This is a genomic window from Kitasatospora sp. NPDC088779 (assembly GCF_040685395.1).
GTDB lineage: Bacteria > Actinomycetota > Actinomycetes > Streptomycetales > Streptomycetaceae > Kitasatospora.
Map to the genome: position 1 here is coordinate 80,350 of NZ_JBFBHW010000003.1, position 22,764 is coordinate 103,113.

Consider the following 22,764-nt stretch of genomic DNA (forward strand, 5'->3'; position numbering starts at 1 on the left):
GCGCTCCACGCTTCGGTTGTGAGCGGATCGTCACCGCCTTGTAACGGTCGGCGACGCCTCGGAGTTCCCAACACCCAAGCACACGAGCGGACTTGGCGCTTCCTGTTCTACGGACACGACAGTCGGCCCCGATGGTCCGCCGCGACGGCCCGCGAGGGCACGGCGCCTCCGGACCCGGTACGTTCGGGGGGCGCGGAAGACCGTCGAGCACCCGGACCGGTCGAACGTACGGGTCCGGAAGCGCAGGGCGGCCTGCCAGCGCGTCAGGTCGTCGGCGACGGTGACCTGGTAGTCCCGGCCGCCCTGGAGGATCAGCATCGGGCCGGCGAGTGCGGTCGCCGTGGCCACCGGGTCGTACGCGCGCAGGTCGAGCCAGTAGGCGGCGGAGAGTCCGAACGGCAGCAGCTCCGACGGTGTGTCGGGCATGAGTTCGGGGCCGGCCACCAGCGCGGCCTGCTGGGCCAGCGCCGCCACCGCATCCCCGAGGCCTCCAAGGCCACCGTCTACCGGCACATCGACCTACTCGTCGCCGGCGGAATCCTGGAGGTCGCCGAGGAACGGCGGGTGAGGGGCGCGGTAGAACGGCACTACCGGCTGCGCCAGGACCGAGCCGTGGTCGGCTCCGAGATGGTCCGCTCGCTCACCCCTGAAGATCACCGGCAGGCCTTCGCCACCGCGATGACCGCCCTGCTGGCCGAGTTCAACGCCTACCTCGACCGCGAGCAGGCCGACCCGATGGCCGACCAGGTGGGCTACCGGCAGCACGCACTCTGGCTCAGCCCGGAGGAACTGACCGAGCTGATCGGCGAGCTGCGCACGGCCATCGTGCCCAGACTGGCCAACCGGCCGAGCCCCGAGCGGGCGCAGCACCTGCTGAGTCCGATCCACTTCCCGGTGGAGGCCCCGCCGGGGTGAACCGAGCCGGGGTAGGTCGAGCCGGGGTCCGTGGCGAAAGTGCCGGCGCTGTCTGCTGTCCGGCCGCAATTCGGTAGCGGACCGAGTGGTGCTTCGGGCAGGCTCGCGTGCATGGTCTCGGTGTTGCAGAACGTGGCGATCGACTGTGCGGATGCCTACGGGCTGGCTCGGTTCTGGAGTGAGGTGCTCGGTCGTCCGCTGCACCCGGAGGACGGCCCGGGTGATCCGGAGACTGCGGTGATGCTGCCGGAGGGCCAGCTGCTGTACTTCCACCAGGTGCCGGAACCGAAGACGATCAAGAACAGGGTCCACCTGTGCCTGCGTCCGGAGACCACCCGCGAGGCGGAGGTCGAGCGGCTGCTGAACCTCGGGGCCACCCTCGTCGACGACCGCCGGGAACCCGATGGTGCCGGCTGGGCCGTCCTCGCGGACCCTGAGGGCAATGAATTCTGTGTTCTCCGCAGTGCGGCCGACCGCGCGGCGATGTCCTCCTGCGGCTCCCCCGCGCAACGGCCGGCTGCCCCGCAGTAGCTGGTCACAGCCGTTCGTTGATGGCCGGGACGATGCGCCGGTCTCCGGGCGGCGACGCGAAGTGCGGCTGCGCTCCGGCCTCGTTGAGCGGGAATACGGCGCTGAACAGACGAATTGCACGGGGTATGAAGGCCATTGGTGTCTACGACTTCGGCGGTCCGGACGTGCTGCGCGTCCTGCGGTTGCCCGAACCTCAGGCGGGCCCCGGCGAGGTCCGTATCCGGGTGCACGCGGCGGCCGTGAACCCGACCGACATCATGCTGCGGAGCGGCGGTCACGCCTCGCGCATGCCCGGGCGCCGGCCCCCGTTCGTGCCCGGCATGGACGCCGCAGGCGTGATCGACCAGCTCGGCCCCGGGGCCGACGAACGGCTTGCCGTGGGCCAACGGGTGGTCGCCATCGTGCTGTTCACCGGCGCGCACGGCGGAGCCTACGCCGAGCAGATTGTCGTACCCGCCGCCTCGGTGGTGCCGGCCCCCGAGGGGGTGGACCTCGCTGCCGCGTCCACCCTGCTCATGAACGCCATGACCGCGCGCCTCGCCCTGGACGCGCTGGCCGTACCGCCGGACGGAACCGTCGCCGTGACCGGCGCGGCCGGTGCCGTCGGCGGATACGCGGTCGAACTGGCCAAGGCCGACGGGCTGACCGTCATCGCGGACGCCGCCCCGCACGACACCGATCGGGTGCGCGGGTTCGGCGCCGACCACGTCGTCGAACGCGGACCCGAGGTCGCCGCCCGCATCCGCGCACTGGTACCCGAGGGAGTTCCCGGTCTGGTGGACGGCTCGATACAGACCACCGAGACGGTGCCCGCCATCGCCGACGGCGGAACGCTGGCCGAACGGCGGGGCTGGTCCGGCCCCGCCGAACGCGGCATCCGCGTACGCCCGGTGATGGTGACGGACGGCATCACCGACACCGAGCGGCTGAACACGCTGCGCCGCCAGGTCGAGGACGGCACCCTGACCCTGCACGTCGCCGACGTGCTGCCGGCCGAGAAGGCGGCCCAGGCCCACCGTCTGCTGGAGGCCGGCGGCCTGCGCGGCCGGCTGGTACTGGACTTCTCCTGACGGCATCGCGGGGATCGCACCCGCGGCGGCGATCACAGAACGGGCGTTGACGGGTGCGTTGACGGGTGCGTTGACGGGGGGTCCCGGCGGTTCTCACGTCCGGTTCAGCGCAGCGTGGCGGCGAGCGGTCCGACGGCTTCCAGCACGTGGCGGCGGAGCCACCGGGACGCGGGATCGTCGTCGAGTCGGCGGTGCCAGCGCAGTTCGATGTCAGCCGCCGGCATTTCCAGTGGCACCTTGTGCCACCGGAGGGGCACCTGTCGCTCGACGAGGTGCTCCACCACCACCCGGGGGCCGAGGCAGATGACGTCTCCCTCCAGCGCCATCAAGGCTGCCACGGCGAAGGAGGGCACCACCGCGACGACGCGGCGGGAGCGGCCCAGGCGGTGCAAGGCCTCGTCCAGCGGCCCGTGCGCGAGGCCCCGGCGGGAGGCGGAGATGTGCGGGTGGGCGCACAGGTCGTCCACCGTCAGCCGTGCGGCCTTTCCCAGATCGGAGTGTGCCGCCACCACGGCGACGAAGTGGTCGGAGAACAGCGTTCGCGCGCGCACGTCCGGAGGGGGCGGGTCGGCGACGCCGATGTCGAGGTCGAGCGAGCCGTCGCGTAGCCGATCGGGTTCCTTGGAGTCCTGGGCGACGAACCGCAGGCGGACCTCGGGTGCCTCGGCGGCGATCCGGTGGGTGAGGCGGGGCGCGAGGACGGGGCTGAGTCCGTCGTTGACCCGGATGGCGAAGGTACGCCGCCACGATCGCGGGTCGCTTCCCGCTGCGTCCACCCGGAGTTCGGCCGCGGCCTCCAGCAGCGCCTTGACCCTGGCGGCCGACCGCTGGGCGAACGGGGTGGGTACGAGGCCCCGGCCGGCGCGCACCAGGATCTGGTCGTTCATCGCCCGTCGCAGCCGGCCCAGGGCCCTGCTGGTGGCCGGAATGGACAGATGAAGACGCATCGCGGCCGCGGACACGCTGCCGGTGTCCATCAACGCGTCGAACACGCGCAAGAGGTTGAGGTCCAACTGGTCGGCCACGGACGCCCCCTTCGTTTGCGTCTGACGCAAACTCCCTGTGCAAAGCATGCATTAGACATCGCGTCAGGAGCGTTCGAGACTGACGTCGTGGCCACCACACCCTCCGTCCCACCCCTGAGGAGCTGCGGACATGCCGAACGACAGGCACCCTGAGAACCGGACGCCGTCCCCTACCGAAGTCACCGCATTCACCGAAGCCGACGAAGCCGCCGTATGCGCCGAAGCCGCCGAAATCGCCGTAGTCGGCTGCGGGCCGGTCGGCATGACGCTCGCGGCCCTGCTGGGCAAGGCCGGGCGCTCGGTCGTGGTGCTCGAACGCTACCCCGGCCTGTACGGCCTCCCGCGGGCCGCCAGCTTCGACGGCGAGATCATGCGCGCGCTCCAAGGGCTCGGACTCGTCGACGAACTGGCGCCCACCCTGCGCACACAGGACGCGTACGAGTGGCGCAACGGAGCGGGTGACCTCCTCATCCGACAGGTGTTCCGCAACGTCGGCGCCAGCGGTTGGGCCGACCTCTACCAGTTCCACCAGCCCGACCTGGAGACGGCGCTGCACTCGTTGTGCACCTCGCTGCCGAACGTCGACCTCCGTTTCGGCACGACGGTCACCGGCCTGTCCCAGGACCGTGACCAGGTCACCCTGAACACGTCGGACGGTGCGACCCTCGCGGCGCGCTACGTGATCGGCTGCGACGGCGGGAACAGCTTCGTGCGGAACGCCCTCGGCATCGAACAGGACGACCTCGGCTTCTCCGAACCCTGGCTGGTCTGCGACTTCGCCCTCCGGCGCCCCGCGGCCGACCTGGGGCTGCCGTCGATGCTGCAGATCGGCGATCCCGAGGGACCGACCACCGTCATCACCACCGGTGCCGAACGGCAGCGGTTCTGCTTCCTGCTCGACGATGACGACGACTTCGGGCGGGAACGTGCGGCGGACGGCGTGTGGTCCCGCGTGGGCCGCTACCTGTCCCGCGACGACGCCGACATCGCCCGTACTGCCACCTACACCTTCCAGTCGCTGGTCGCGAGGCGCTGGCGGGACGGCCGGGTCCTGCTCGCGGGAGACGCCGCACACCAGATGCCGCCCTTTCTGGGGCAAGGGCTCTGCTCGGGGATACGGGACGCACTCAACATCGCCTTCAAGATGGATCTCGTGCTGCGCGGCATCCGGGGCGCCGAGGTGCTCGACACCTACCAGAGCGAGCGGGAGCCGCATGTACGCGGCGTGACGGCCACGAGCATGGAACTCGGCCGCCAGCACACCCTGCGGGACCCGGTGCTCGCCCGCGAGCGCGACCGCACGCTGATGGCCCACCGACGCACGCTCCGGGAGCCGGACCGGATCCGGCTGCCGGACCTCGGCCCCGGCCTGTTCGCCTCCGGCGGAGGCCGACTGTCCGTCCAGGGCCGGGTGAGCGACGGCCGACGGACGGGCCTGCTCGACGACATCGTCGGCGGAGGCTTCCGGCTGCTGGTCGCCGAACAGGCCCTCCCCCGGCTGAACTGGGCCCGGCTCAGCGACCTGGGCGTCACTGTCGTCGGCTTCGGCCCCACCCCCACAGGCGCTGCCCCCGGAGCCGTCGTCGCCGACCCGGACGGCACCCACCGTCGCTGGCTGTCCGACCTCGGCGCCGCCGCTGCCGCCGTGCGCCCCGACAACTACGTCTACGCGGCCGGGCCGGACGCGGACGCGGTGGCGAACCAGCTACTGGCCCTCCTCACCCCCGGCGCCTGAGCCCGGAACCGGCTCAGCCGACCCCCAACGCCGTGCTCCGCGCCCAAGCCCACGAACCCGCGCCCACCAGCAGGGCCGCCCCAGCGCGTACACCGGCAGCCAACGCGTCGTCGTCACCGCCAGGGCTGCGCCCACTCACAGGCTCTCCTCGTCCGCCAACGGGGCACCAGCCTCCCGCCACCGCCTACCGCCACGGCTTGTCACCACACCGGTGGGCCCTCGGACGCCACCCGCCCAGCCCAGCCCGGGCCTACGGACGGGTCAGTGCCCTCACCGCTCCCAGTAGTCGACGTCTGGCAGCCGTATCCAGCTGTCGGCGGGGCCGGTGACGGCGCGGGCGTCGGCGGGGCGCAGGCCCGCGAAGGCGCAGGCCTGGGCGACGGCGTGGTGGTGGTAGAGGTAACCGGTCAGGACCTCGTCCGGGGTGTGGTTCGGGAGGGGGGCGCCACCGGGGTGGAGGTCCCAGGCTTCGACGGTGCCGTCGCGGACGATGCTGCCCTGGTTGCCGCTCTTGGGGTTGGCGTACAGGCCGTAGCCGACCGTGCCGGCGGTCAGCCGGGCCATCGCTCCCGGGGTGGACGGCGTGTAGCCCCAGGGCTGGGTGACGACGCATCCACCGGGCACGGTCGTGACACCGGCGATGAGCAGGCCCTCGTCCATGTCGTACTCGTTCGGGTCGTCGAGGAAGTCCTCCATGAACTCCTCGTCCAACGGAGTCGCGTCCAGCCGACGGACCGCTTCGGCGGCGTCGATGGCGGCGACGCAGGCGAGGCCGGTGCCCTCGAAGGGGAAACGGCCCAGGCCCTGGACGAGTTGCCGCCCGCGCTGGACGGTGGCCTGCTCGGTCGCTGTCAGGCCGGCTTGTCCGTCCGGCACGGGGAACAGATCGGGGACTGGCCCGGCCAGAGCTATGCGGCCGGGCGACCAGCCTCCGAGCTGGGGCCGCCACGGGTCGGCGCCTGCGGCCACGAGGGCCCGGGCGTTGTCCGGCCGGTTCTCCATGACGGCCTCCCACAGGGCCGTCGTCCCGTTCTCCAGCGCGTCCACGTCCGACACCCGGCGCGTCAGTTCGGCCACCACCTCGGACGAGCCGAACCCCGCGGCCTGGTGCAGGGGGCGGAGACCCCCGCCCCACACGTCCGGGTCGGCTCCTGCGTCGAGCCGCGCACGGATGTCGTCGTGGTCCCGCCAGCTGTTCCAGGTCACACCGTCCCAGCCCGTCATCGCGGCCCCCCGTTCGTTCGTCGTCAGCGCGGCCTGGCCCTCCGCGAGCGCCACCCGTCCACACACGATTGCATGCCGGTCTGACAGTCGCTGTCCGGTGCCTTCGGTAGCTGCTGGGGCCGTGCCCTCGATGACCGCCACTCGTCACCGGACAGCGCCGCGGGGCTCCCCCGGCTGCCCGACCGTCGTGCTCCGGAAACGCGGACCGCAGGACCGTGCCGGGAGCCCGGCGCCTTCCAGATGCCGGCTGACCGGTCGTCGACCGGGGTCAGCGGTACCAGGTGCGGACGGCGTCCGCCGTCTCGCGGACGTCCGCGTCCCCGGCGCGGATGCGGGCGGCCAGGTCGGCGGCCTGCTTGGGCTCCGCGGTGACGATGACCCCGGAGGCGCTGAGGTAGGAGGCGGCCACGACAGCGGCGAAGTGCTCGTTGGCGAACTCCAGGGCCGGGACGCGGATCAGCTGGTGCATGAGGGCCGCGGCCCGCTGGTGCACCTCGCCGTACACCGGCACGTCCATGACCTCGTCGAGGTGGCGGGCGACCGCGGCGGCCAGGGTGCCGTAGTCGGTGACGTCCGGATCGGCGGGCAGGAACTGGTGGGCGATGTCAAGCAGCCACGCCCGGTCTATCTGGAGGATCACGCGGCGTCCGCCGCGGCGCCACGGGTGCTCTGCGGGTAGGGCCCGAACTCGGCCTCGAACGTCGGCGCCCACGTCGGCGCGAAGTGCGCCGCGGCTGTCAGGAACCGTTCGCGCCGCTCGTCCGCCTCCTCGGCCAGCACCTTGCGCGCATAGTCCGTCAGGCTCAGCCCGGCGGCCTCCGCCCGCTGCTCCAGCGCCTCGTGCACGGCGTCGTCCAGTCGCACGTTCAGCTGCTTCATACCGGCGAATCGTAGTTCGGCGTACACCCCGCTACAAGTCTGAGGACGGCGTGTCGGGCAACACGGACCGCCCCGGCGGACTCCAAGCACGTCCTCAGCAACGAACTCGGCCGTCCGCCGACGGAACCGCGGGCCCGTTGCTTTCTCCACCAAGTCGGGAACTCGGTCGCTTGGGTCGCTTCAGTAGCTGCCCTGCCGGGTCACATCCTGGGGCTACGGGCCCTCCGCCGGCTCAGGCCCCCAGCGACCGAACCGGATCCGGTGCCACAAACAGGCCGTGCGTACCGGGACAGCAGGGCAACGGCACTGTCCTCGGAGGGCAGGGGCGACCCAAGCGACTCAGCGACTCGGTGCTGGAGGTGTTCAGGCACTGATCGCTCCTGCGGACATAGTCCCAGGTCACAGCATCGAAGCGACTCTCCCGGCCCTGCGGCGGAGCTACTGAAGCGACCCAAGCGACCCAAGTTGGGGACTTCCACGAGAACCTGGTCCGGCGACACGCCGGGGACCAGTGCCCGAGAGACTCAGTCGCTTTCAGTCGCTGGGGTTCAGTCGCTGGGAAAAACCCCAGGTCAGGGCAGGTTCACCCACCCCGTCAGCGACCGAAGCGACTCAAGGTCAGGTATATGAAGACATTCCCCTGTGCGTGTGCGCGTTATAGACCCGGGCTACAGTCGCTTCAGTCGCTGTTTGCTGTTAAAAGCGGCTTTGACCTGCGAAAATGCCGGGAGACCGAAACCAGCGACTGAACGGGGTCGGTCGCTGACCCGGGTTTCGGTAGCTGAGTTTCGCCGCAGACTCCGGCAGTTCGCGTCCCCACGTCCTCGCTCGGATAGTCTGTGTGAGCTATCTTCTGGACTTCGGTCGCTTCAGTCGCTGATCCGGCGCCCACCAGTGCCCTGACCTGGCTATTTGCCCTCAGCGACTGAACGAGCGACTCAAGTCCGAGCAGCTACCAACCATGGGGAGAGGGACCAGCGTGACGGCGCCTAAGGCCGTGGGGAGCGACCGAGCGTTTCGCCAGCCGGATGCGCTGGCCGTCGCGCGCTGGTGCGCCGTCCAGGGTTGGCCCGTCCACCCGCTCGCACCAGGTCGCAAGACCCCGCCTGCCAACTGCCAACCCTGCCAGGAGCCGGCTCACAGTCCCGCCGACTGCCCGTGCCCTGCGGCCGGTCGCTGGTGCCACGGCTTCCACGCGGCCACTCTCGACCAGGACGTCCTCACCGCTTGGTGGCGCGTCAACCCGGACTTCGGTACCGGGGTCGCCTGTGGCCCGGCGGGTCTCGTCGTCATCGACGTCGACAGCCACCCCAGCACCGTCCCCGCCCGGGACCGGATCCTGCCCGGGATTCCGATCCACGAGAACGTCAACCTCGACGGCCTCGAGAACGGCTACCACACCCTCGCTCTGCTCGCGGCCCTGCGCCAGGCTCCTGACCCTGCGACGGACACGGAGACCCTGCGCGTGCGCACCCCCTCCGGTGGGCTGCACATCTGGTACCAGGAGGACTCCCCCCGCAGGTTCGCCTGCTCCACCGGCTCCTCCAACGGCCGGGCCCTGGCCTGGCAGGTCGACGTGCGCGCCCACGGCGGATACATCGTCGCCCCCGGCACCGTGACCACCGCCGGTACCTACACCGCGCTCCCCGGGGCAAGGACCCCCGCGCCCCTGCCCCAGTGGCTCAGCGACGAACTCGTCCGCACCGGCCACCTCAAGGACCAGCCCAGTACCCCGCGCCCCTCCCAGCCGTCCGTCCCCGACCGCGGCCGCGCGGCCGTCGTCGCGGCAGGCGGCGGCAAGCGCGGGGCCGAGCGAGTCCTCGACACCGTCCTCCAGGACGTCACCGACTGCGCCACCACCCCCGAGGGGGCCGGTTTCACCGGCAAACTCAACCGCGCCGCCTACACGATGGGAGGCCTGGTCTCCGCCGGTCACCTGACCCACACCGCCGCCGAGCGGCTCCTGCTGGACGCGGCCCGCACCGCCCGCCCCAGCCAGGACAGGCAAAGCTCCGCCGTCATCCGCTCCGGCCTCGCCGCCGGCGCCCGACAGCCCCTGCACGTCGGGAAGGCACGCGGATGAACGACAGCACCCGCAAGAGGACGGTCTTCGATCCCGTGGCCACGGCCCAGCAGATCCTGGAGTACCCGCCGGTCCCCGGCCCAGCCTCCCCGCCCCCCTGGCACGGCACCCCCGTCCAGGAGAGCCTTCTCGACACCCCGTCCGCCGAACCTGCGCCGGCCCCCGAGCCTGTTCAGGAGAGCAAGCAGGCCCCGGCGGGGCCGGAGGCGAGCGCGCACGGTCTCCTGCCCGACTCGCTGTCCGACCGGGGCAACGCCAAGCTCTTCGTCCACCTCTACGGAGGCGACTACCGCCACGTCCCCGGCCTCGGCTGGTATCGCTGGGCGGCGCACCGCTGGCAGCTCGACGAGGACGACACCGTCCTGTGGGCCGCCGGCGAGATGGCCGAGAGCATCGCCACCCACGACTCCCGCGGCGTCTACACCAACACCGATCTGCGTCGGCACCGCCGCCGGGCCCTCTCCACCTCGGGCATGAACGCCATGCTCGCCCAGGCGAAGTCCGCTCCGGGCATGGTCCTCAACGCCGCTCTCCTGGACGCCGACGCCTACGCCCTGTGCACCCCCGGCGGCGTGGTCGACCTGCGCACCGGCGCCATCGTCCCGCCCGACCCGAAGGTCCACCACCACTCCCGCTCCACCACCCTGGCCCCCGCCCGGATGCGGACCCCGCGCTGGGACCGCTTCCTCACCGACACCTTCGGCGACGACAAGGAAGGCCGGCAGACCCGCGACTTCCTCCACCTGCTGCTCGGCTACTCGATCAGCGGCGATGTCGGCGCCCAGGTCATGCCGTTCCTCTACGGCCAGGGCAAGAACGGCAAGAGCGTCCTGCTGGACGTCATGATCCAGCTCCTCGGCGACTACGCGGACGCCGCCCCGCCCGGCTTCCTGATGGCCAAGACCTTCGATGGGCACCCCACCGACCTCGCCGAACTCCACGGCCGACGCATCATCGTCTGCTCCGAGCTCAAGCCCGGCGACCGCTTCGACGAGGCCCGGGTGAAGCTCCTCACCGGCGGCGACAAGATCAAGGCCCGCCGGATGCGCCAGGACTTCTTCTCCTTCGAACCGACCCACAAGCTCTGGCTGCTCGGCAACCACCGCCCCGAGGTCGGCACCGGCGGCTTCGCCTTCTGGCGCCGCATGCGCCTGATCCCGTTCGAACGGGTCGTCCCCGAGGAACGTAAGATCGACAACCTGGCCCACGTCCTCGTCGCCGAGGAGGGCCCCGGCATCCTCGCCTGGCTCATCGACGGCGCCCGCCGCTACTTCGCCGGCGAGAAGGACCTCGCCGGCCCCCAGCGCGTCCAGGTCGCCACCACCGCCTACGCCGAGACCGAGGATCACGTGGGCCGCTTCCTCAAGGAGGCCTGCATCACAGGCGAGGGCATGCGCGCCGAACAGTCCCAGCTCTTCGGCGCGTACACCCGCTGGTGCGGATTCGAAGGCGCCAATCCCGTATCCGGTCGTGCGTTCGCTGCACGAGTTCGCGAGACACTGGGTATGACCTCCCCCAAGGAGATGGTCCTGTCCAACAGTCGCAAGTACTACCCGGGCATCGGCCTGATCACCGACGACACAGAGGAGCAGAACGCGTGAGCGCGCTGATCGACCCGGCCGAGCTCGCCCACGAAACCGATCTCGTCTGGCTTGAGGACACCACCGACCTCGACTACGTGCGCCAGTCCCTGGACCGCCTCACCACCCGCCGCGGCCGCCCCGCCTACCACCGCGACGGCCGCATGGTCGGCTATGCCATCCTCGGTCCCGACGCCAGGTCCTCCCGGGCCTCCGGCACCTTCCGCCGCCGCGTCTTCTGGCTCCTGCCGCACGACCGCGACCAGGACCCCGAGGGCCTCTACTCCACCGGCGCCCCCTCCGAGGCCGTCGACCCGCGCACCGTCGCCCCCGGCGTCAAGGGGTACAAGACCGAGCGCTCCGAGGGCGGCCCGGCCTCGCCGGCGATGCTCGAACTGGGGATAACGCTTCCGAAGGCGTGACCGTATCGGCGTGGGTGCACTCGCACCCACGCCGTTCTGCTCAGACGGCTGCTTTTCGTCCGGCGGTTACGGCTCGGCGTCCGGGCGGCGCTTCTCCTCGAAGAGGGCCGACTGCCCCGCCAGGAGGCTGTCCAGGAACCGGCCGTGCTGCGGGGGCGTGCGGTCCGGGTGTTCCAGGGCTGGGGTGAGGGCCTGCGGAACCTCGGTCTGCGGGTCTTCGGCCCGGGGCTTTTCGGCTTGCAGCGTTTGGATCCGTAGGGTTTCGCTCTGGAGGACTCGGGCCCGGAGGACTTGGGTCTGCGGGACTTCGACCTGGCGGACCCGTCCGGCGCCCAGGACACCGAGTGCCTCGGCGAGGCAGGTCATCGCCTGACCGGGCTCGGCCTCCCTCTCCCCCGGCCTCTCCCCCGTGCCGGTCTCGTCCTCCCCCTGGGCGCGGCCGCGCGGCGACGTACGCGCCTTCGCGGCTCTCGCTGCCTTCGCACCGCCCCGGCCGGCCATCGCCGCCCCCGTGCGCGACGCGGCGGACTCCTTCCGAAGCCGGTCGACCTCCGTCTCCAGTGCCGCCAGGCGCATCCGCAGGTCGTCGAGCTCGCTCATGCTCCCCCTCGTTCAGGACCGTCCCCGGCCTCCCACGGCCGTTGACGTGCCGCTTCAGCCTAACCGGGCGCTCCCGGGCCGTCGCCTCCGGCTACGGACTTGGCCACGGGCACGCCAGTTCGTTCGACGACCACACGTTCGTCAAGGCGGCGGCACGTAGTTCGGACGCTGCCGCGATGCTGTTGCTCCGTCTCCTGGGCATCGGGAGCGGCCGCTGAAACCTCGCGGCCGTCGGGGCCTCACCGGGTTGCGGCTCCGGGCAGTCCGCAGAGGTCGAGCAACTCGTGGAGGCGGTCAGCTGCCAGGTTCGGGTTGGCTGCGGCTCCTTCCGCGTGCTCCGGATCGTTCAGCAGAGCCGAGAGCAGGTCGAGAGGAAGGCGCGGATTGGCTGCCGCGGCTTGACGGACGCGGGGTTCGGGGTCGGCGAGCAGATGGACGGGCAGCTGGTCCAGGCCGGCGTCGGAGGCGGCCAGGGCGCGGACGTCCGGGTCGTCGTGGTCGAGCAGGTGGTCCAGGCCGGTGCGGGGCAGGCGGGGCAGCGTGAGCAGATAGGGCCGCTGGCGCGGTGCGGCGATGAAGGCGTCGAGAACGAGTGCGGGCGGTGCCAGCGGGTGGTTGAAGGACAGCAGGTGGCGCACGTCCGCGTCGGGGTCCTCGGCCAGACGGTGCACCAGCTCCGCCGACAGCAGGGGGCAGGTCGCGGCGACTCGGCGCAGCCGAGGATCCGCAGACGCGGCGCACGCCTCGTACCAGCTCGTCCCCGGCTCGACGAACATCTCGCCGACAGCGCCGATGTCCTCGACGGCGTGCCCGAAGACCCGGTCGATGGCGGCGCGCTGCGGCCAGGTCCGCGGCAACGGGTGCAGCAGGGCCCGGGCCCGTACGGCGCTGTCCGGGTCCTGGGCCAGTTCCGTCAGGAGCGGCGGGTCCAGGTCGGCTCTGGCGGCCACCTGCTTGCGCACGTCCGGATCGGGGTCGTGGGCGAGGCGGGCGACGATGTCGCCGGGCGTATGGGGGTTGCGGGCAAGCGACCACAGGTCGCGCCGTTCGGCGAGGCACTGCTCGGCCACGGCGTGGGAGACGGCGTAGCTGATGAGTAGAAGATTCCGGGAGTGACAGGCGCGTTCCGGCAGCTCCGCTTCCATCGCCGCCGGGTCCAGGATCCGGCGGCGGTCACGGGCGGTCTCCGAGACGGTGGGATCCGGGTCGGCCAGGAGCGCGTCGCGCTGGCCGGGAGTCAGCCACAGCCACAGGCTGGCGGCCTGGGCCCGAAGCACGGGGTTCGGGTGGTCGAGCATCCTACGGCGGAACGATGCACGGATCTGCCCGGAGAACGCCAGCTCCTGCCGGATCTCGTCCGCGCTGAGCAACTGCTCCCGGCGGTGTTCGTCGCGGGTGGTCAGCAGGATTTCCAGGACGTCGTCGGGCAGCGGCTCGGCCCTGTTCAGACGTGGGCGCGGACCTGCGGCAAGGCTTGCGCGGACGAAGGCATCAGGGTCGTCGACCAGTCGGCCGCGCTGTTCGGGAACGGCGTGCCGGCTGCGGGCGAAGGCGCGGCGGACCGTCTGCTCAGGGTGTGCGAGCACCGCCTCGACGACCTCGGGGGGAAGAGCGCGTTCCTGGCAGAGGGCCGTCCAGGCAACGCGCCCCTGCGGGGCCAGTAGACGCAGCAGAACCTCGGACGGCGCAGCCCGGTTGGCCGCGACGCCTCGCAGCCACGGTTCCGCGAGAAGAGAGGAGGACATCGGGACATCGTGGCAGTGGATACGACGCCGCGTCGACAGGGTTCGCCGAACCTGACGGCCCACCGAACCGAAGCTGCCGACTTTGATCGACCATTTGCTGCCTCCTGAATTTTCTGCGGAAAATTCAGGAGGCAGTGAGCGAGTGGGGCCGACGCGTCATCTGGATCGGGCTGCCGCTCCCCCGCTGGCTCAGCTATCCCTCTGAATTTTCCGCAGAAAATTCTGCGCCTTCGGACTGGGCGCTGCGGAAGCGGCGGCCCGCTGGCGGACCTTCGGTCGTGCTTGGGCCGCAGTGGATCAGGTCGACTGACACGGCCTGGGGCGGTCGTTCTCGACGTCGCGGGCGAGGCGGGGGCTCGCGGTGAGCCGGGTTCTCCGCGACTCCCCCGCGATCCTCCCCCGGTTCGGGCCGCGCTGTGCCGCGCTTGCTACCGGCGCAGGCGGTATGTCAGCTGAGCAACCGGCGGGCCGTCCCGGTGTGCTTTCTGAGGGCCATCGAATTTTCTGCGGAAAATTTCGCGGCGTGGTTCAGCACTCCGGCTGTCTGGTCCATGGCGGTCTGAAGGGATCGTCACTCAGCCGACTGGCGAACGATCCTGCGGGCGAGCTCGGGCAGAACGCGTCGGTCCATTCCGGCTGAGGGCTCCAGCATCGGCTTGCGGTTGTGGTGGGGCTCAGCGGTGGGTGGGGGAGCTGTCGAAGCTGTCGGTTTGGCGGGGGGAGGAAGCGGGATTCTGTCCCGACCTGGACGGGCGTGGTTGAGGATGGATGGTCGTCATCCTGGCAGCGCCCGCCGTCGTCGCCTACCAGAACCAGTGCGGTGGGCGCTCCTGTGTTCGGCACGGGCACAATGGTGTCCCGGCCAAGGGACCGCGGCTGAGCGATTTTCCGCAGAAAATTCTCCACGCGCAGGACAGCTATGGGGCAGCAGCTTCTGCCACTTCTTGCCTCGCCGGGGGATGGTCGGCAGTGCAGCTGTGTGCGCTGGCTGGCATCGGGCTCATGGATTCGCGCGATCTGCCGCTGGCACAGCATGGCGAACGCACGCCGTTGGAGTGGGTCCGGACGGCATGTGACGTCATCTAGGGGAGCCGATCAATCCCCCGAGCCGTCCCGGTGTTCCCTTGAGGCCCCCGAATTTTCTGCGGAAAATTTCGCGCCTCGGTTCAGCAGCCTGGTTTCCTGGTCCACCGAGATCCGAAGAGAGCGGCACTCGGCCGGCTGGCGAACGACCCTGTGGGCGAGCCCAGCAGTCCCCCGGGCCGCCCCAGTACCCCTCCCGAGGTCCGCCGAATTTTCTGCGGAAAATTTCTCAGCGTGGTCCACCGCAGTCCGAAGGGAGTGGCACTCGGCCGGCTGACGAACGACCCTGTGGGCTTGCCCGGCCGGACCGTGGGGGGCGGGCCAGCGGAGCCGCATCATTGGCCTGCGGTTGTGACGGGAGCTCAGTTTTATGTGGGGGAGCCGTTGAGGTGGCTGATCCAGCATGGAGGAAACGGCGCGTCTACCTCGGACTGGATGGGTGTGGCCCACGATGAATGTTCGTCATCGTGGCAGTGTCCATCGGCGTCGCCTACCAGAACCGGTGCGGTGGGCGCTCCTGCGACCGGCATAAGCAGATGGGTAGTTGTCGCGCGGTGAGCTCCGGACAGCACGACTGCGTCCGGGGCCAGGGGGCGCGGCCCGGCGATTTTCCGCAGAAAATTCGTCGGCGGTCGGGCAGGGGCAAAGCCGCTGTTGGTCTTCGCCTCGGTGACGGATGACCGCGTACGCGTCCTGTCACGGCCCGCGTCGACAGGCTCTGTGGCTCCCGGGCGAACCGCGCCTACCTGTGTAGGCGCGGCATCCGTCGCACCATCCTGGAGGAGACCTACTGGATCTGTAGCCGAACGAAGCTCGGCGCCGGCGACGGACGTCGCTCAGGTCCGACGAAGATGATTACCGCGCTCAAGCAACACCGCGTGCGGCGGCGACGGGGTACGACGAGTCGGTTGTCCGCTACGAGGCAACCGTGGTGATCGCCGCCTCATACGAGTAGCTGCGAAACGCCACCCGCTGCGATCATGTGGCGGTGAACGATGGACTGCCGGACGGCTGGACGATCGAGCGAGTGTGTTCCGCATCAGGGGATCCTGAAGCCGCCCTGCTCACCCTCGAACGACTGGTCGTGGTGGAGGAGCACGGCCGCGCGGACTACGTCTCACTCCGGCCCGACGTCATCCTGGCCTTCCACGGCCTGTGTCTCGTACGAGCGGACGACGACTGGTACATGGGCGAGCTCGACTTCGACGGCTCGGTCATCTGTTGGGCCGCCTACGGTTCCGACTTGGGCGAAGCCATCCAGGGGTTGTGACGTATCAGGCGATCGGCTTGATCACTTTCACAGCGTGCCTCAGTGGGGGAGAGGATCCCCACTTGTCGTGATAGGCGCTCCCCCGTAGGAGGCCGCAGGGGAGTCGAAGCCGTCGGCAATTCCTGTGTCGCGAGGGTGGGCCGATTGCTGGGAACCGGGACACAGCGATCGCGGAGCCCGATCTGTCTACCGCTCAGTCGAGGAATTTTCCGCAGAAAATGCGAGGGCTTCGATGGGGGAGGAGCATCAGCATCCGGACCAGCCGACTGGCAAGCGCACGCTCACGCGCTGCACAGCCACGGCTCGGACTCGGGTTCCGGCTCATTCAAGGGGCTTCCGTACCACTGACCCATGCCGTCCGGGTTGGCTCTCTCCGAGCTTCTCCGCGGAGGCCGGTCAGAGTTCTCGACGGACATCCATCGTGCCCACGGCAACGGCAATGGACGATGCCAGCAACGGACGATGCAGGGGACGGCCGATCCGTGGGCTTCGTCGAGGGACTCTGAATTTTCCGCGGAAAATCCGATGCGCCATCGGCCAAAGCGATGCTCTGGACATCCACAGCGGCGTCGAGTTCGCCATCACTACGTCCGCCGCTTGACCTGCTTTACGGCGCCTCTGCCTTCACGATCGAACCAGCAGCTCGTATCCGACCGGACCGATGGCCCCCCGAAAGTGCTCACCGGGGCAGGACCGCCACCTCCCGATCTCGACCGTACGGCTCATACCTCGGAGAGGACCCGGCCAGTGGGGCGGCATGCCACAGCTGATGTCGGTCCTCCAACGCATCGGGGTCAAGGGCTCCGGTGTGGTCGTTCGCGCACACCTCGGACTGCCTTGGCGGCGCCAAGGGCGTACGGCTTCCGCCGCAACTGTCGTTACCTGCGAAGGCGCCAGATTCAAGCACACCGTCCCGGAGGAGAAGGATCAGCGGGCCAACCGTCGGCGACGAGTCAGCCGAGGAGGCCGGCCTGCGGGCTCCGACATGAAGATGTACAAGCGTCGGAACGAGGTCGAGCGCGCGGTCAAATCGGCTCGGCGTCCTCGATCCGACTGCGGCCCAGGTCGTGGGTCGGTTCGATTCCCGGGCGCCGCCTCGTCCGGTCAGGTTCGTCTCGACGTCGTCCCAATCCGGGCCGTGCAGCCACAGGTTCTGTACCGCCTTCCCGCATCAGTGCCGGCTCGCCCGGTCGTGGCAGAGGCACGAGCCGGTACGCCAGGCTCCGTATCTGCATCGGCAGGCAGCCCCGTCAGCTGGCCGCGGGCACAGCGCCCTCAGCATGGCGAGGATCGCATCCGCATCGGCGAAGGTCAGCTCCTCGACGAAGTAGTGCTCGTCATCGTCGTAGTCGCTGAAGCGATGTCTCGTGACGGGCTTTCCGACGGCGGCCGCAGCCGCGGTCAGTCTGGCGGTGGCGCCGACGGTCGGTACCTCGGCGCTGCCACGAACCCGGGCCGACCATGAGGCAGAGGACCGGAGGGGAAGGGGAGCGGCGGGTGAAGGTCCAACTTGCCAAGCGGCCGCAGCGAGCTGCGGTACGCCTGAGGTCGAGCTGGCCGGCCAGGAGGTGGCGGAGCCGGGGACGAGCTTCCGGCGGAAGGAGAAGCGGGTGCGATGTTCGGCACCCGTCCGGCGTGGGTGTGAGCGCGAGTGGCTTCTTCGAGGCCTCGGGAGCCGACTCCTCAGCGGTCAGAGGCGATTTGCACGTCGCAGGCCACTTCACGTTCAAGGGACTGAACACAAAAGACATCGGAAGACCAGTAATAAACAAATCTCGGTACGGCGCTGTTTTCGGATGACGTGGTGCTGGGCACGTCCCCCCGTAGCCTTCCCGCAGCGGCCGGGCCCTTCGGTATTTAGTTCGTATGAATAAGAGATGAGGCGGTTCGGATTCGGTGGCCGAGGTGAGCCACGTCGACGGTCGAGCCTTCGCGACGTGTCGGGTGATCGACCCGAAGTTCCGGATGTGGGGGAGAGGGCGGGACGTGGCCTGGGGGCGTAGCGGAGCGTCGTCCACCAGAGCTGGGCGCCTCGCGGGGAGGGGAGCCCGGTGCGCGGGGATGACTCCCGCCCGCCGTGGTGGCATGAGACTCTGGGATTCGGTGACCGAGCCCTGGAACCTCATTGACGTCTGGCCGGCGAAGAACGCATCGGCCAGCCTGGCCGAGCGTCACCCGCCCGCATCGCCCGAAGCCGTCGGGCGCACCGAGGAGCGGCTCGGGTTCGAGATCCCCGCTGATCTGTGCGAGTCGCTGCTGTGCCATGGCGGAGACGACGCCTACCTCGCTGTCCTTCCGCGCGGCCCCCTGTACTCCACGGAAAGGATCGTCGAGATCCGCACCATGCGGATGAGGATCTGGGACGCCGATGATCCGGACCAGCGGGACGCCCCGTGGTGGGGAGCGCGGTGGGCCCCGTTCGCCGGCCGTTACGGCGACGAGCACTTCATCGACGCCGGGCCCGGCCTGTGGCACAACCACCTCGGGAGGGCTGCCCATGACGGCTCGGCCTACTCCGCCGGCTGGCCGAGCCTGGCCACCCTGGCTCCATGCCGTCGCCCAGGCGATGCTGCACCACGGTGGCCGCGACCACGTCGAGCCGGCTAAGTCGCCAATTCGCTTTTGTGTCAAGGTAGTTGAATGATAGATCTCACCGAAAGAGCGGAACTCGGTTGAGTGGCAAGCCCTTTGCGGGAGTCCTGTTCGGGCATCGGGGACGCAACACCTGAACTGGGCAGGCTGGTCTTCGGTGTTGCCCATGATCTGGTTGAAGAGCCCCGATGCGGTGTGTCATCACATCTCGCACGAGGCCCGCCGTGACGGCCAGTTGCGGGTGTCTGGGCATCGGGCGCGACACGACAGTGGCGTCAGGGGCGGAAGGGGAAGCCGTAGAGGTGCACGGACACGTGCTCGCGGCCCTCGGTGTCGCCGTCTGCCTTGGCGGCCTTGCCGCGCTTCCGCCAGCGTCGTCCCAGCGCCTCGAGTTCGCCGTTCAGCTCGGCGAGTTCGGCCGGGGTCAGGTCGATCATCCCACTCGGAGCTGAACGTGGAGTCCGTCCACACCTTGCCCCAGGCCGGCGCCCTGGTCCAGGTACGCGCGGTACGGGGAGGTCCGGGTCTCGACGATGCCGCGGGTGACCGCGCCGACTGCGGCGGCCCCCTCGGGCGTGCCCGCGAAGTCCGAGTCCCCAAAGCCCCAGCCCTCCTCGGAAGCCATCTGCCACCACGGCTCGCGGCCGTCCGCACTGCGGCCGCTCGCCTCGGACACGAAGCCGTGCTCGGCCAGCTTGCGCAGGTGGTAGCTGACCAACGACGGGGCCGCGTCGACCTGTTCGGCGAGCTGGAGGCGGTCGCGGCGCCCGCGGCGTACAGCAGCCGGTAGAGCATGCGGCGATGTCGTAGTGGAAGCGCCGCGCGGCCTGGACTCGGACGCTCTCGATCCGGCCGACGCGGACGGGGGCGGGGGTTGGTGCCGGGCACCGGCTTGGTTCAGATCGCGCCGCTGTCATCGACGGTGTCCGCTATCGGCTGCCAGCGGACGTCCGGGTGTTACGGGCCGTCGGCTGCGGCACGGGCCCGGGTACGGGCACGGGTACCGGTGCGGTTGGGGGAGGGGCCGGGGACGGCTCGGTCAGGCCAGCCAGCGCAGCACGGTCCAGGGGCCGGCGGGCAACGGTGAGAAGACGAGCGTGGGCACCAGGAGCAGTCCGGCACTCACCCACCAGTAACGGCGGCCCCGTAGGCCGGCCAGCCTGCGGAGCCCGAGGTTGACCAGCCACCACAGCAGGCCGAAGACCGTCCAGACGACGACGCCGGCCACCACCCACACCATCGGGCCGTCGTTCTCGGTGGGTTCGCGCTGCCCGAGCCCGAGCCAGACCAGCGGGTAGTTGAGGAAGAACACCAGCGTGAACATCAGCGGGACCATGGCGGCGAACCCCAGCGCGACGTTGACCAGCACCGGGGCCGCCCACGCCGCCCACACCGCCTGCCTCGTCCGGGCCTCAGGCGTTGCGCAGGGGTGCATGGTGCTTCTCCAATGCCCGGTAGAGCTCGGTCAGTTCGACGTCGTGCTTGCCTGCGGTCCGGTCCGTGACCGGGCCGTCGTAGCGTCGGGATGTCGATGGCGGGGTGGCTGTTGCATTCGTCCTGCGCGCTCGTCAGTCGCGGGTGAGGTCCTCGGGCACTGCCCGGGCGAGGGTGTCGGCCACCGTTGTGCAGGCGAGCCGGGCCACGGAGCGCAGCTCGGCGTCGGGGGCGCCGGCCCGGCTCAGTACGGCCAGCGACTGGTTGACGGCGACGACGAATACGGCGAGCTCGTCGAGCGTCCGGGTGTCGGCCGAGGAGTCCGCCAAGGCTGTGCGTACCCGTTGACGCTGTACGTCGAGCAGGCCGCGCACCTGTGCGCTGTTCTCCTCCTTGAGCGTCGGCGACTGCGCGGCGGACTGGGCGATGAGGCACCCGGAGGGGACCGACGGGTCGGCGATGCGGCCCAGGACGACGCCGAAGAACGCCTCGACCGCGCGCACCGGATCACCGGGGTGCGCCGCGAGCGCCTGCTCGTACTGCGTGCCGTAGATCGACGCGTAGCGGTCGAGGCACTGGCCGAACAGGGCGTCCTTGTTGCCGAAGGCGCCGTAGAGGGAGCCGCGGCCCAGGCCGGTGGCCGAACCGAGGGCATCGAGTGAGGCGTCGGCGTACCCGCGCTGCCAGAACACCTGCATGGCCTGGTCCAGTGCCGCGCTGATGTCGAACTGCTTCCGGCCGGACACGGTGTGCACCTCTCCTGCTTCTCCGCTGTCCCACGTCGTCGCGACGAGCCTACCCGCATCTTGGACCGATCGGTCAGTTCATCTTTGACTGATCAGTCCAAGATGGCTAGCGTGCAGGCAGGCGGTTCCCGGATCCGAAGACTTGCCGAGGCCAGCCGCTGGCCACCGGCCGTCAGCCGCCGGCCGGACCGGGCGGTTCCCGCCGTCTCGGCGAACCCGTCAACCCCGTGCCTCCGAAGGATGATCATGAGTCTGTCGCCGACCCGCCCGCCCACGCCCGAAGGCCGCGGTTCCGCCTCCCAGGTGCCGAACCTCCCGGCCGGCTTCGCCGACACCTTCACCAGCCGCTACGTCGACACCGGCGAACTGCGCCTGCACGCCGTCACCGGCGGCGAAGGGCCTGCGCTGCTGCTGGTCGCCGGCTGGCCCCAGACGTGGTACGCCTGGCGTCTCCTGATGCCCGCGCTGGCGCAGGACTTCCGGGTCATCGCGGTCGACCCGCGCGGCGTCGGACTGTCCGACAAACCCCCGGGCGGGTACGACACCGGCACGCTCGCCCGCGACCTGGTGGCGCTGATGGACGCGCTCGGGCACCGGCGGTTCGCCCTGGTCGGCCACGACGTCGGGATGTGGACCGGTTACGCCCTGGCTGCGGACCATCCTGACCGGCTCGACCGCCTGGCCGTCGCCGAGGCCGCGATCCCGGGGTTGTCGCCCTCGCCGCCTCTCCTCGGCAGCCGGGAGGCCAACGACCGCCTCTGGCACTTCGCCTTCAACCGCCTCACCGACGTCAACGAACAGTTGGTCAGCGGACGCGAACACCTCTACTTCGGCCACCAGTTCGCCACGAAGTCCGCGAAGGCACTGCCCGACTACGCCGTCCAGCACTACGTCGACACCCTCGCCGCCGAGCCGGAAGCCCTGCGAGCCGGCTTCGAGTTCTACCGCGCACTCGACACGACCATCGCCCAGAACCAGGAGCGCAGGACTCGACGGCTGACCCTGCCCGTCCTGGCGATCGGAGGAGCGGAGAACCTGGGCGCCTCCGTCAGCGAGACGATGGAGCTCGCCGCCGACGACGTGCAGGGCCTCGTCCTCCCCGACTGCGGCCACTACCCGGCCGAGGAGGCCCCGCAGGCGATGCTGACCGCCCTGACCGCGTTCCTGGCCCCGTACCGGGACGGGGCGGGCGCCCAGGGCGCCCCCACGGCACGCGTCGGCCCCACCACCCCCACCGGTGAGGTCGACGCCGCGTACACGGCCATGACGATCGATGCCCGGCCCGTCTCGAACGCCCGTCGGCAGGCGTCGGATGCTGACCGCTGTGACCACTGACCGCTCTCTTCCGACTGACCCCGTGCTTGTGGGGGAGGAGCTTCTTTCCGGCCCGCGGCGGAGCGGTGATGCCCTTTGCCGTTTCTTGACCAGGGCCCGCGGTGCCGGATAGTGAACTGCGGTGATCTGTTGAACTGTCAGGAAACGGCGGCGCGGTGTTCCAATGCGCCAGGGCTGCGCGTGGGCGCACGGCTGTTCGGGGCGGCCGGTGAAGGCGAATGCGTCCCCGGCAGCGGCGCAGTCCCGATGCCGCTGTCCGTGCGTCACGCTCTCTTGCGATGGCGGGATTCGGGGCCGGGTCGCCGGGGATATCCGGGAGGTCCTCGGAAATCAGGGGCTCAGCGAAACGGACATTGTGCTTCATGACACGCGGGTCGTGTCGGCATCAGGCCAGATCATCTGGAATGCTGTTCCAGTCCGCCGTCACCGGCTTTGATCGGCGGGCATCCGCAGTACCGGGCAAGCGGCCCGGGAAGCCCACGGAGAGAACGGAAC

At 70.3% G+C, this 22,764-nt stretch carries 20 protein-coding genes and 2 pseudogenes; 12 read left to right on the forward strand and 10 right to left on the reverse strand.

All coding sequences use genetic code 11. From position 1 onward, the window contains the following. Positions 1-30: 30 nt before the first annotated feature. On the reverse strand, positions 31-513 hold the full coding sequence (locus AB0P03_RS03370; protein WP_363627686.1) for a hypothetical protein: 483 nt from the start codon (positions 511-513) through the stop codon (positions 31-33). 51 nt (positions 514-564) lie between these two features. Between AB0P03_RS03370 and AB0P03_RS03375 the strand changes: the two genes are divergently transcribed. From AB0P03_RS03375 to AB0P03_RS03385, 3 genes are all read left to right on the forward strand, one after another. Then, on the forward strand, positions 565-915 hold the full coding sequence (locus tag AB0P03_RS03375) for a hypothetical protein (protein WP_363584247.1): 351 nt from the start codon (positions 565-567) through the stop codon (positions 913-915). A 111-nt stretch (positions 916-1,026) separates the two neighbouring features. Beyond that, on the forward strand, positions 1,027-1,446 hold the full coding sequence (locus AB0P03_RS03380; RefSeq protein ID WP_363584449.1) for a VOC family protein: 420 nt from the start codon (positions 1,027-1,029) through the stop codon (positions 1,444-1,446). Positions 1,447-1,571: 125 nt separating this feature from the next. Next, positions 1,572-2,516, forward strand: coding sequence for an NADP-dependent oxidoreductase (locus AB0P03_RS03385; protein WP_363627687.1), 945 nt, complete (start codon positions 1,572-1,574; stop codon positions 2,514-2,516). 104 nt (positions 2,517-2,620) lie between these two features. Here the strand turns inward: AB0P03_RS03385 and AB0P03_RS03390 are convergent, their stop codons facing one another. Further along, a complete protein-coding gene (locus AB0P03_RS03390; RefSeq protein WP_363584251.1) occupies positions 2,621-3,541 on the reverse strand; it encodes a LysR family transcriptional regulator in 921 nt (306 codons plus the stop codon). A 130-nt stretch (positions 3,542-3,671) separates the two neighbouring features. On the opposite strand from AB0P03_RS03390, the gene AB0P03_RS03395 reads away from it, so the two are divergent. Beyond that, the gene (locus AB0P03_RS03395) at positions 3,672-5,276 is read left to right on the forward strand and encodes a bifunctional 3-(3-hydroxy-phenyl)propionate/3-hydroxycinnamic acid hydroxylase (RefSeq protein ID WP_363627688.1); all 1,605 of its coding nucleotides are present in this window, start codon (positions 3,672-3,674) and stop codon (positions 5,274-5,276) included. A 270-nt stretch (positions 5,277-5,546) separates the two neighbouring features. Here AB0P03_RS03395 and AB0P03_RS03400 read toward each other — a convergent pair whose 3' ends face one another. From AB0P03_RS03400 to AB0P03_RS03410, 3 genes are all read right to left on the reverse strand, one after another. Continuing rightward, entirely contained in the window at positions 5,547-6,554 is a 1,008-nt protein-coding gene (locus AB0P03_RS03400) for an ankyrin repeat domain-containing protein (protein WP_363584255.1), read from the reverse strand. 214 nt (positions 6,555-6,768) lie between these two features. Next, the gene (locus AB0P03_RS03405) at positions 6,769-7,140 is read right to left on the reverse strand and encodes a fic family toxin-antitoxin system, toxin component (protein WP_363627689.1); all 372 of its coding nucleotides are present in this window, start codon (positions 7,138-7,140) and stop codon (positions 6,769-6,771) included. Next, the gene (locus tag AB0P03_RS03410) at positions 7,137-7,379 is read right to left on the reverse strand and encodes a toxin-antitoxin system HicB family antitoxin (RefSeq protein ID WP_363584259.1); all 243 of its coding nucleotides are present in this window, start codon (positions 7,377-7,379) and stop codon (positions 7,137-7,139) included. Before AB0P03_RS03410 ends, AB0P03_RS03405 begins: the two co-directional genes overlap by 4 nt. Positions 7,380-8,376: 997 nt before the next feature. On the opposite strand from AB0P03_RS03410, the gene AB0P03_RS03415 reads away from it, so the two are divergent. The 3 genes from AB0P03_RS03415 to AB0P03_RS03425 are packed head-to-tail and all read left to right on the forward strand — an operon-like array spanning position 8,377 to position 11,464. Further along, a complete protein-coding gene (locus AB0P03_RS03415) occupies positions 8,377-9,462 on the forward strand; it encodes a bifunctional DNA primase/polymerase (RefSeq protein ID WP_363584261.1) in 1,086 nt (361 codons plus the stop codon). Beyond that, positions 9,459-11,063, forward strand: a complete 1,605-nt coding sequence (locus tag AB0P03_RS03420; RefSeq protein ID WP_363584263.1) for a phage/plasmid primase, P4 family — start codon at positions 9,459-9,461, stop codon at positions 11,061-11,063. Before AB0P03_RS03415 ends, AB0P03_RS03420 begins: the two co-directional genes overlap by 4 nt. Then, the gene (locus tag AB0P03_RS03425) at positions 11,060-11,464 is read left to right on the forward strand and encodes a DUF6009 family protein (RefSeq protein ID WP_063352543.1); all 405 of its coding nucleotides are present in this window, start codon (positions 11,060-11,062) and stop codon (positions 11,462-11,464) included. Before AB0P03_RS03420 ends, AB0P03_RS03425 begins: the two co-directional genes overlap by 4 nt. Positions 11,465-11,530: 66 nt before the next feature. On the opposite strand, the gene AB0P03_RS03430 is transcribed toward AB0P03_RS03425, so the two are convergent. Then, a complete protein-coding gene (locus AB0P03_RS03430) occupies positions 11,531-12,064 on the reverse strand; it encodes a hypothetical protein (RefSeq protein ID WP_363584265.1) in 534 nt (177 codons plus the stop codon). Between the two features lie 239 nt (positions 12,065-12,303). Beyond that, entirely contained in the window at positions 12,304-13,809 is a 1,506-nt protein-coding gene (locus AB0P03_RS03435; RefSeq protein WP_363627690.1) for a hypothetical protein, read from the reverse strand. A 768-nt stretch (positions 13,810-14,577) separates the two neighbouring features. Between AB0P03_RS03435 and AB0P03_RS03440 the strand changes: the two genes are divergently transcribed. From AB0P03_RS03440 to AB0P03_RS03455, 4 genes and pseudogenes are all read left to right on the forward strand, one after another. After that, on the forward strand, positions 14,578-14,895 hold the full coding sequence (locus AB0P03_RS03440) for a hypothetical protein (RefSeq protein WP_363627691.1): 318 nt from the start codon (positions 14,578-14,580) through the stop codon (positions 14,893-14,895). A gap of 985 nt (positions 14,896-15,880) precedes the next feature. After that, on the forward strand, positions 15,881-16,162 hold the full coding sequence (locus AB0P03_RS03445) for a hypothetical protein (protein WP_363584271.1): 282 nt from the start codon (positions 15,881-15,883) through the stop codon (positions 16,160-16,162). 739 nt (positions 16,163-16,901) lie between these two features. Continuing rightward, positions 16,902-17,189: pseudogene (locus AB0P03_RS03450) on the forward strand (IS5/IS1182 family transposase); the annotation flags it as partial. Positions 17,190-18,265: 1,076 nt separating this feature from the next. After that, positions 18,266-18,769: an SMI1/KNR4 family protein gene (locus AB0P03_RS03455; RefSeq protein WP_363584273.1), complete on the forward strand. Its 504-nt coding sequence runs from the start codon at positions 18,266-18,268 to the stop codon at positions 18,767-18,769. A gap of 260 nt (positions 18,770-19,029) precedes the next feature. On the opposite strand, the pseudogene AB0P03_RS03460 reads toward AB0P03_RS03455, so the two are convergent. The 3 genes and pseudogenes from AB0P03_RS03460 to AB0P03_RS03470 all read right to left on the reverse strand — a co-directional run bounded on the left by AB0P03_RS03460 (position 19,030) and on the right by AB0P03_RS03470 (position 20,934). Continuing rightward, a pseudogene (locus AB0P03_RS03460) lies at positions 19,030-19,549 on the reverse strand (helix-turn-helix domain-containing protein). Between the two features lie 244 nt (positions 19,550-19,793). Further along, positions 19,794-20,189 (reverse strand): hypothetical protein, encoded by a 396-nt coding sequence (locus tag AB0P03_RS03465; protein ID WP_363627692.1) that lies wholly within the window; start codon positions 20,187-20,189, stop codon positions 19,794-19,796. A gap of 133 nt (positions 20,190-20,322) precedes the next feature. Continuing rightward, positions 20,323-20,934: a TetR/AcrR family transcriptional regulator gene (locus AB0P03_RS03470; protein WP_363627789.1), complete on the reverse strand. Its 612-nt coding sequence runs from the start codon at positions 20,932-20,934 to the stop codon at positions 20,323-20,325. 246 nt (positions 20,935-21,180) lie between these two features. Between AB0P03_RS03470 and AB0P03_RS03475 the strand changes: the two genes are divergently transcribed. Beyond that, a complete protein-coding gene (locus tag AB0P03_RS03475; protein ID WP_363627693.1) occupies positions 21,181-22,269 on the forward strand; it encodes an alpha/beta hydrolase in 1,089 nt (362 codons plus the stop codon). Positions 22,270-22,764 lie beyond the last annotated feature (495 nt).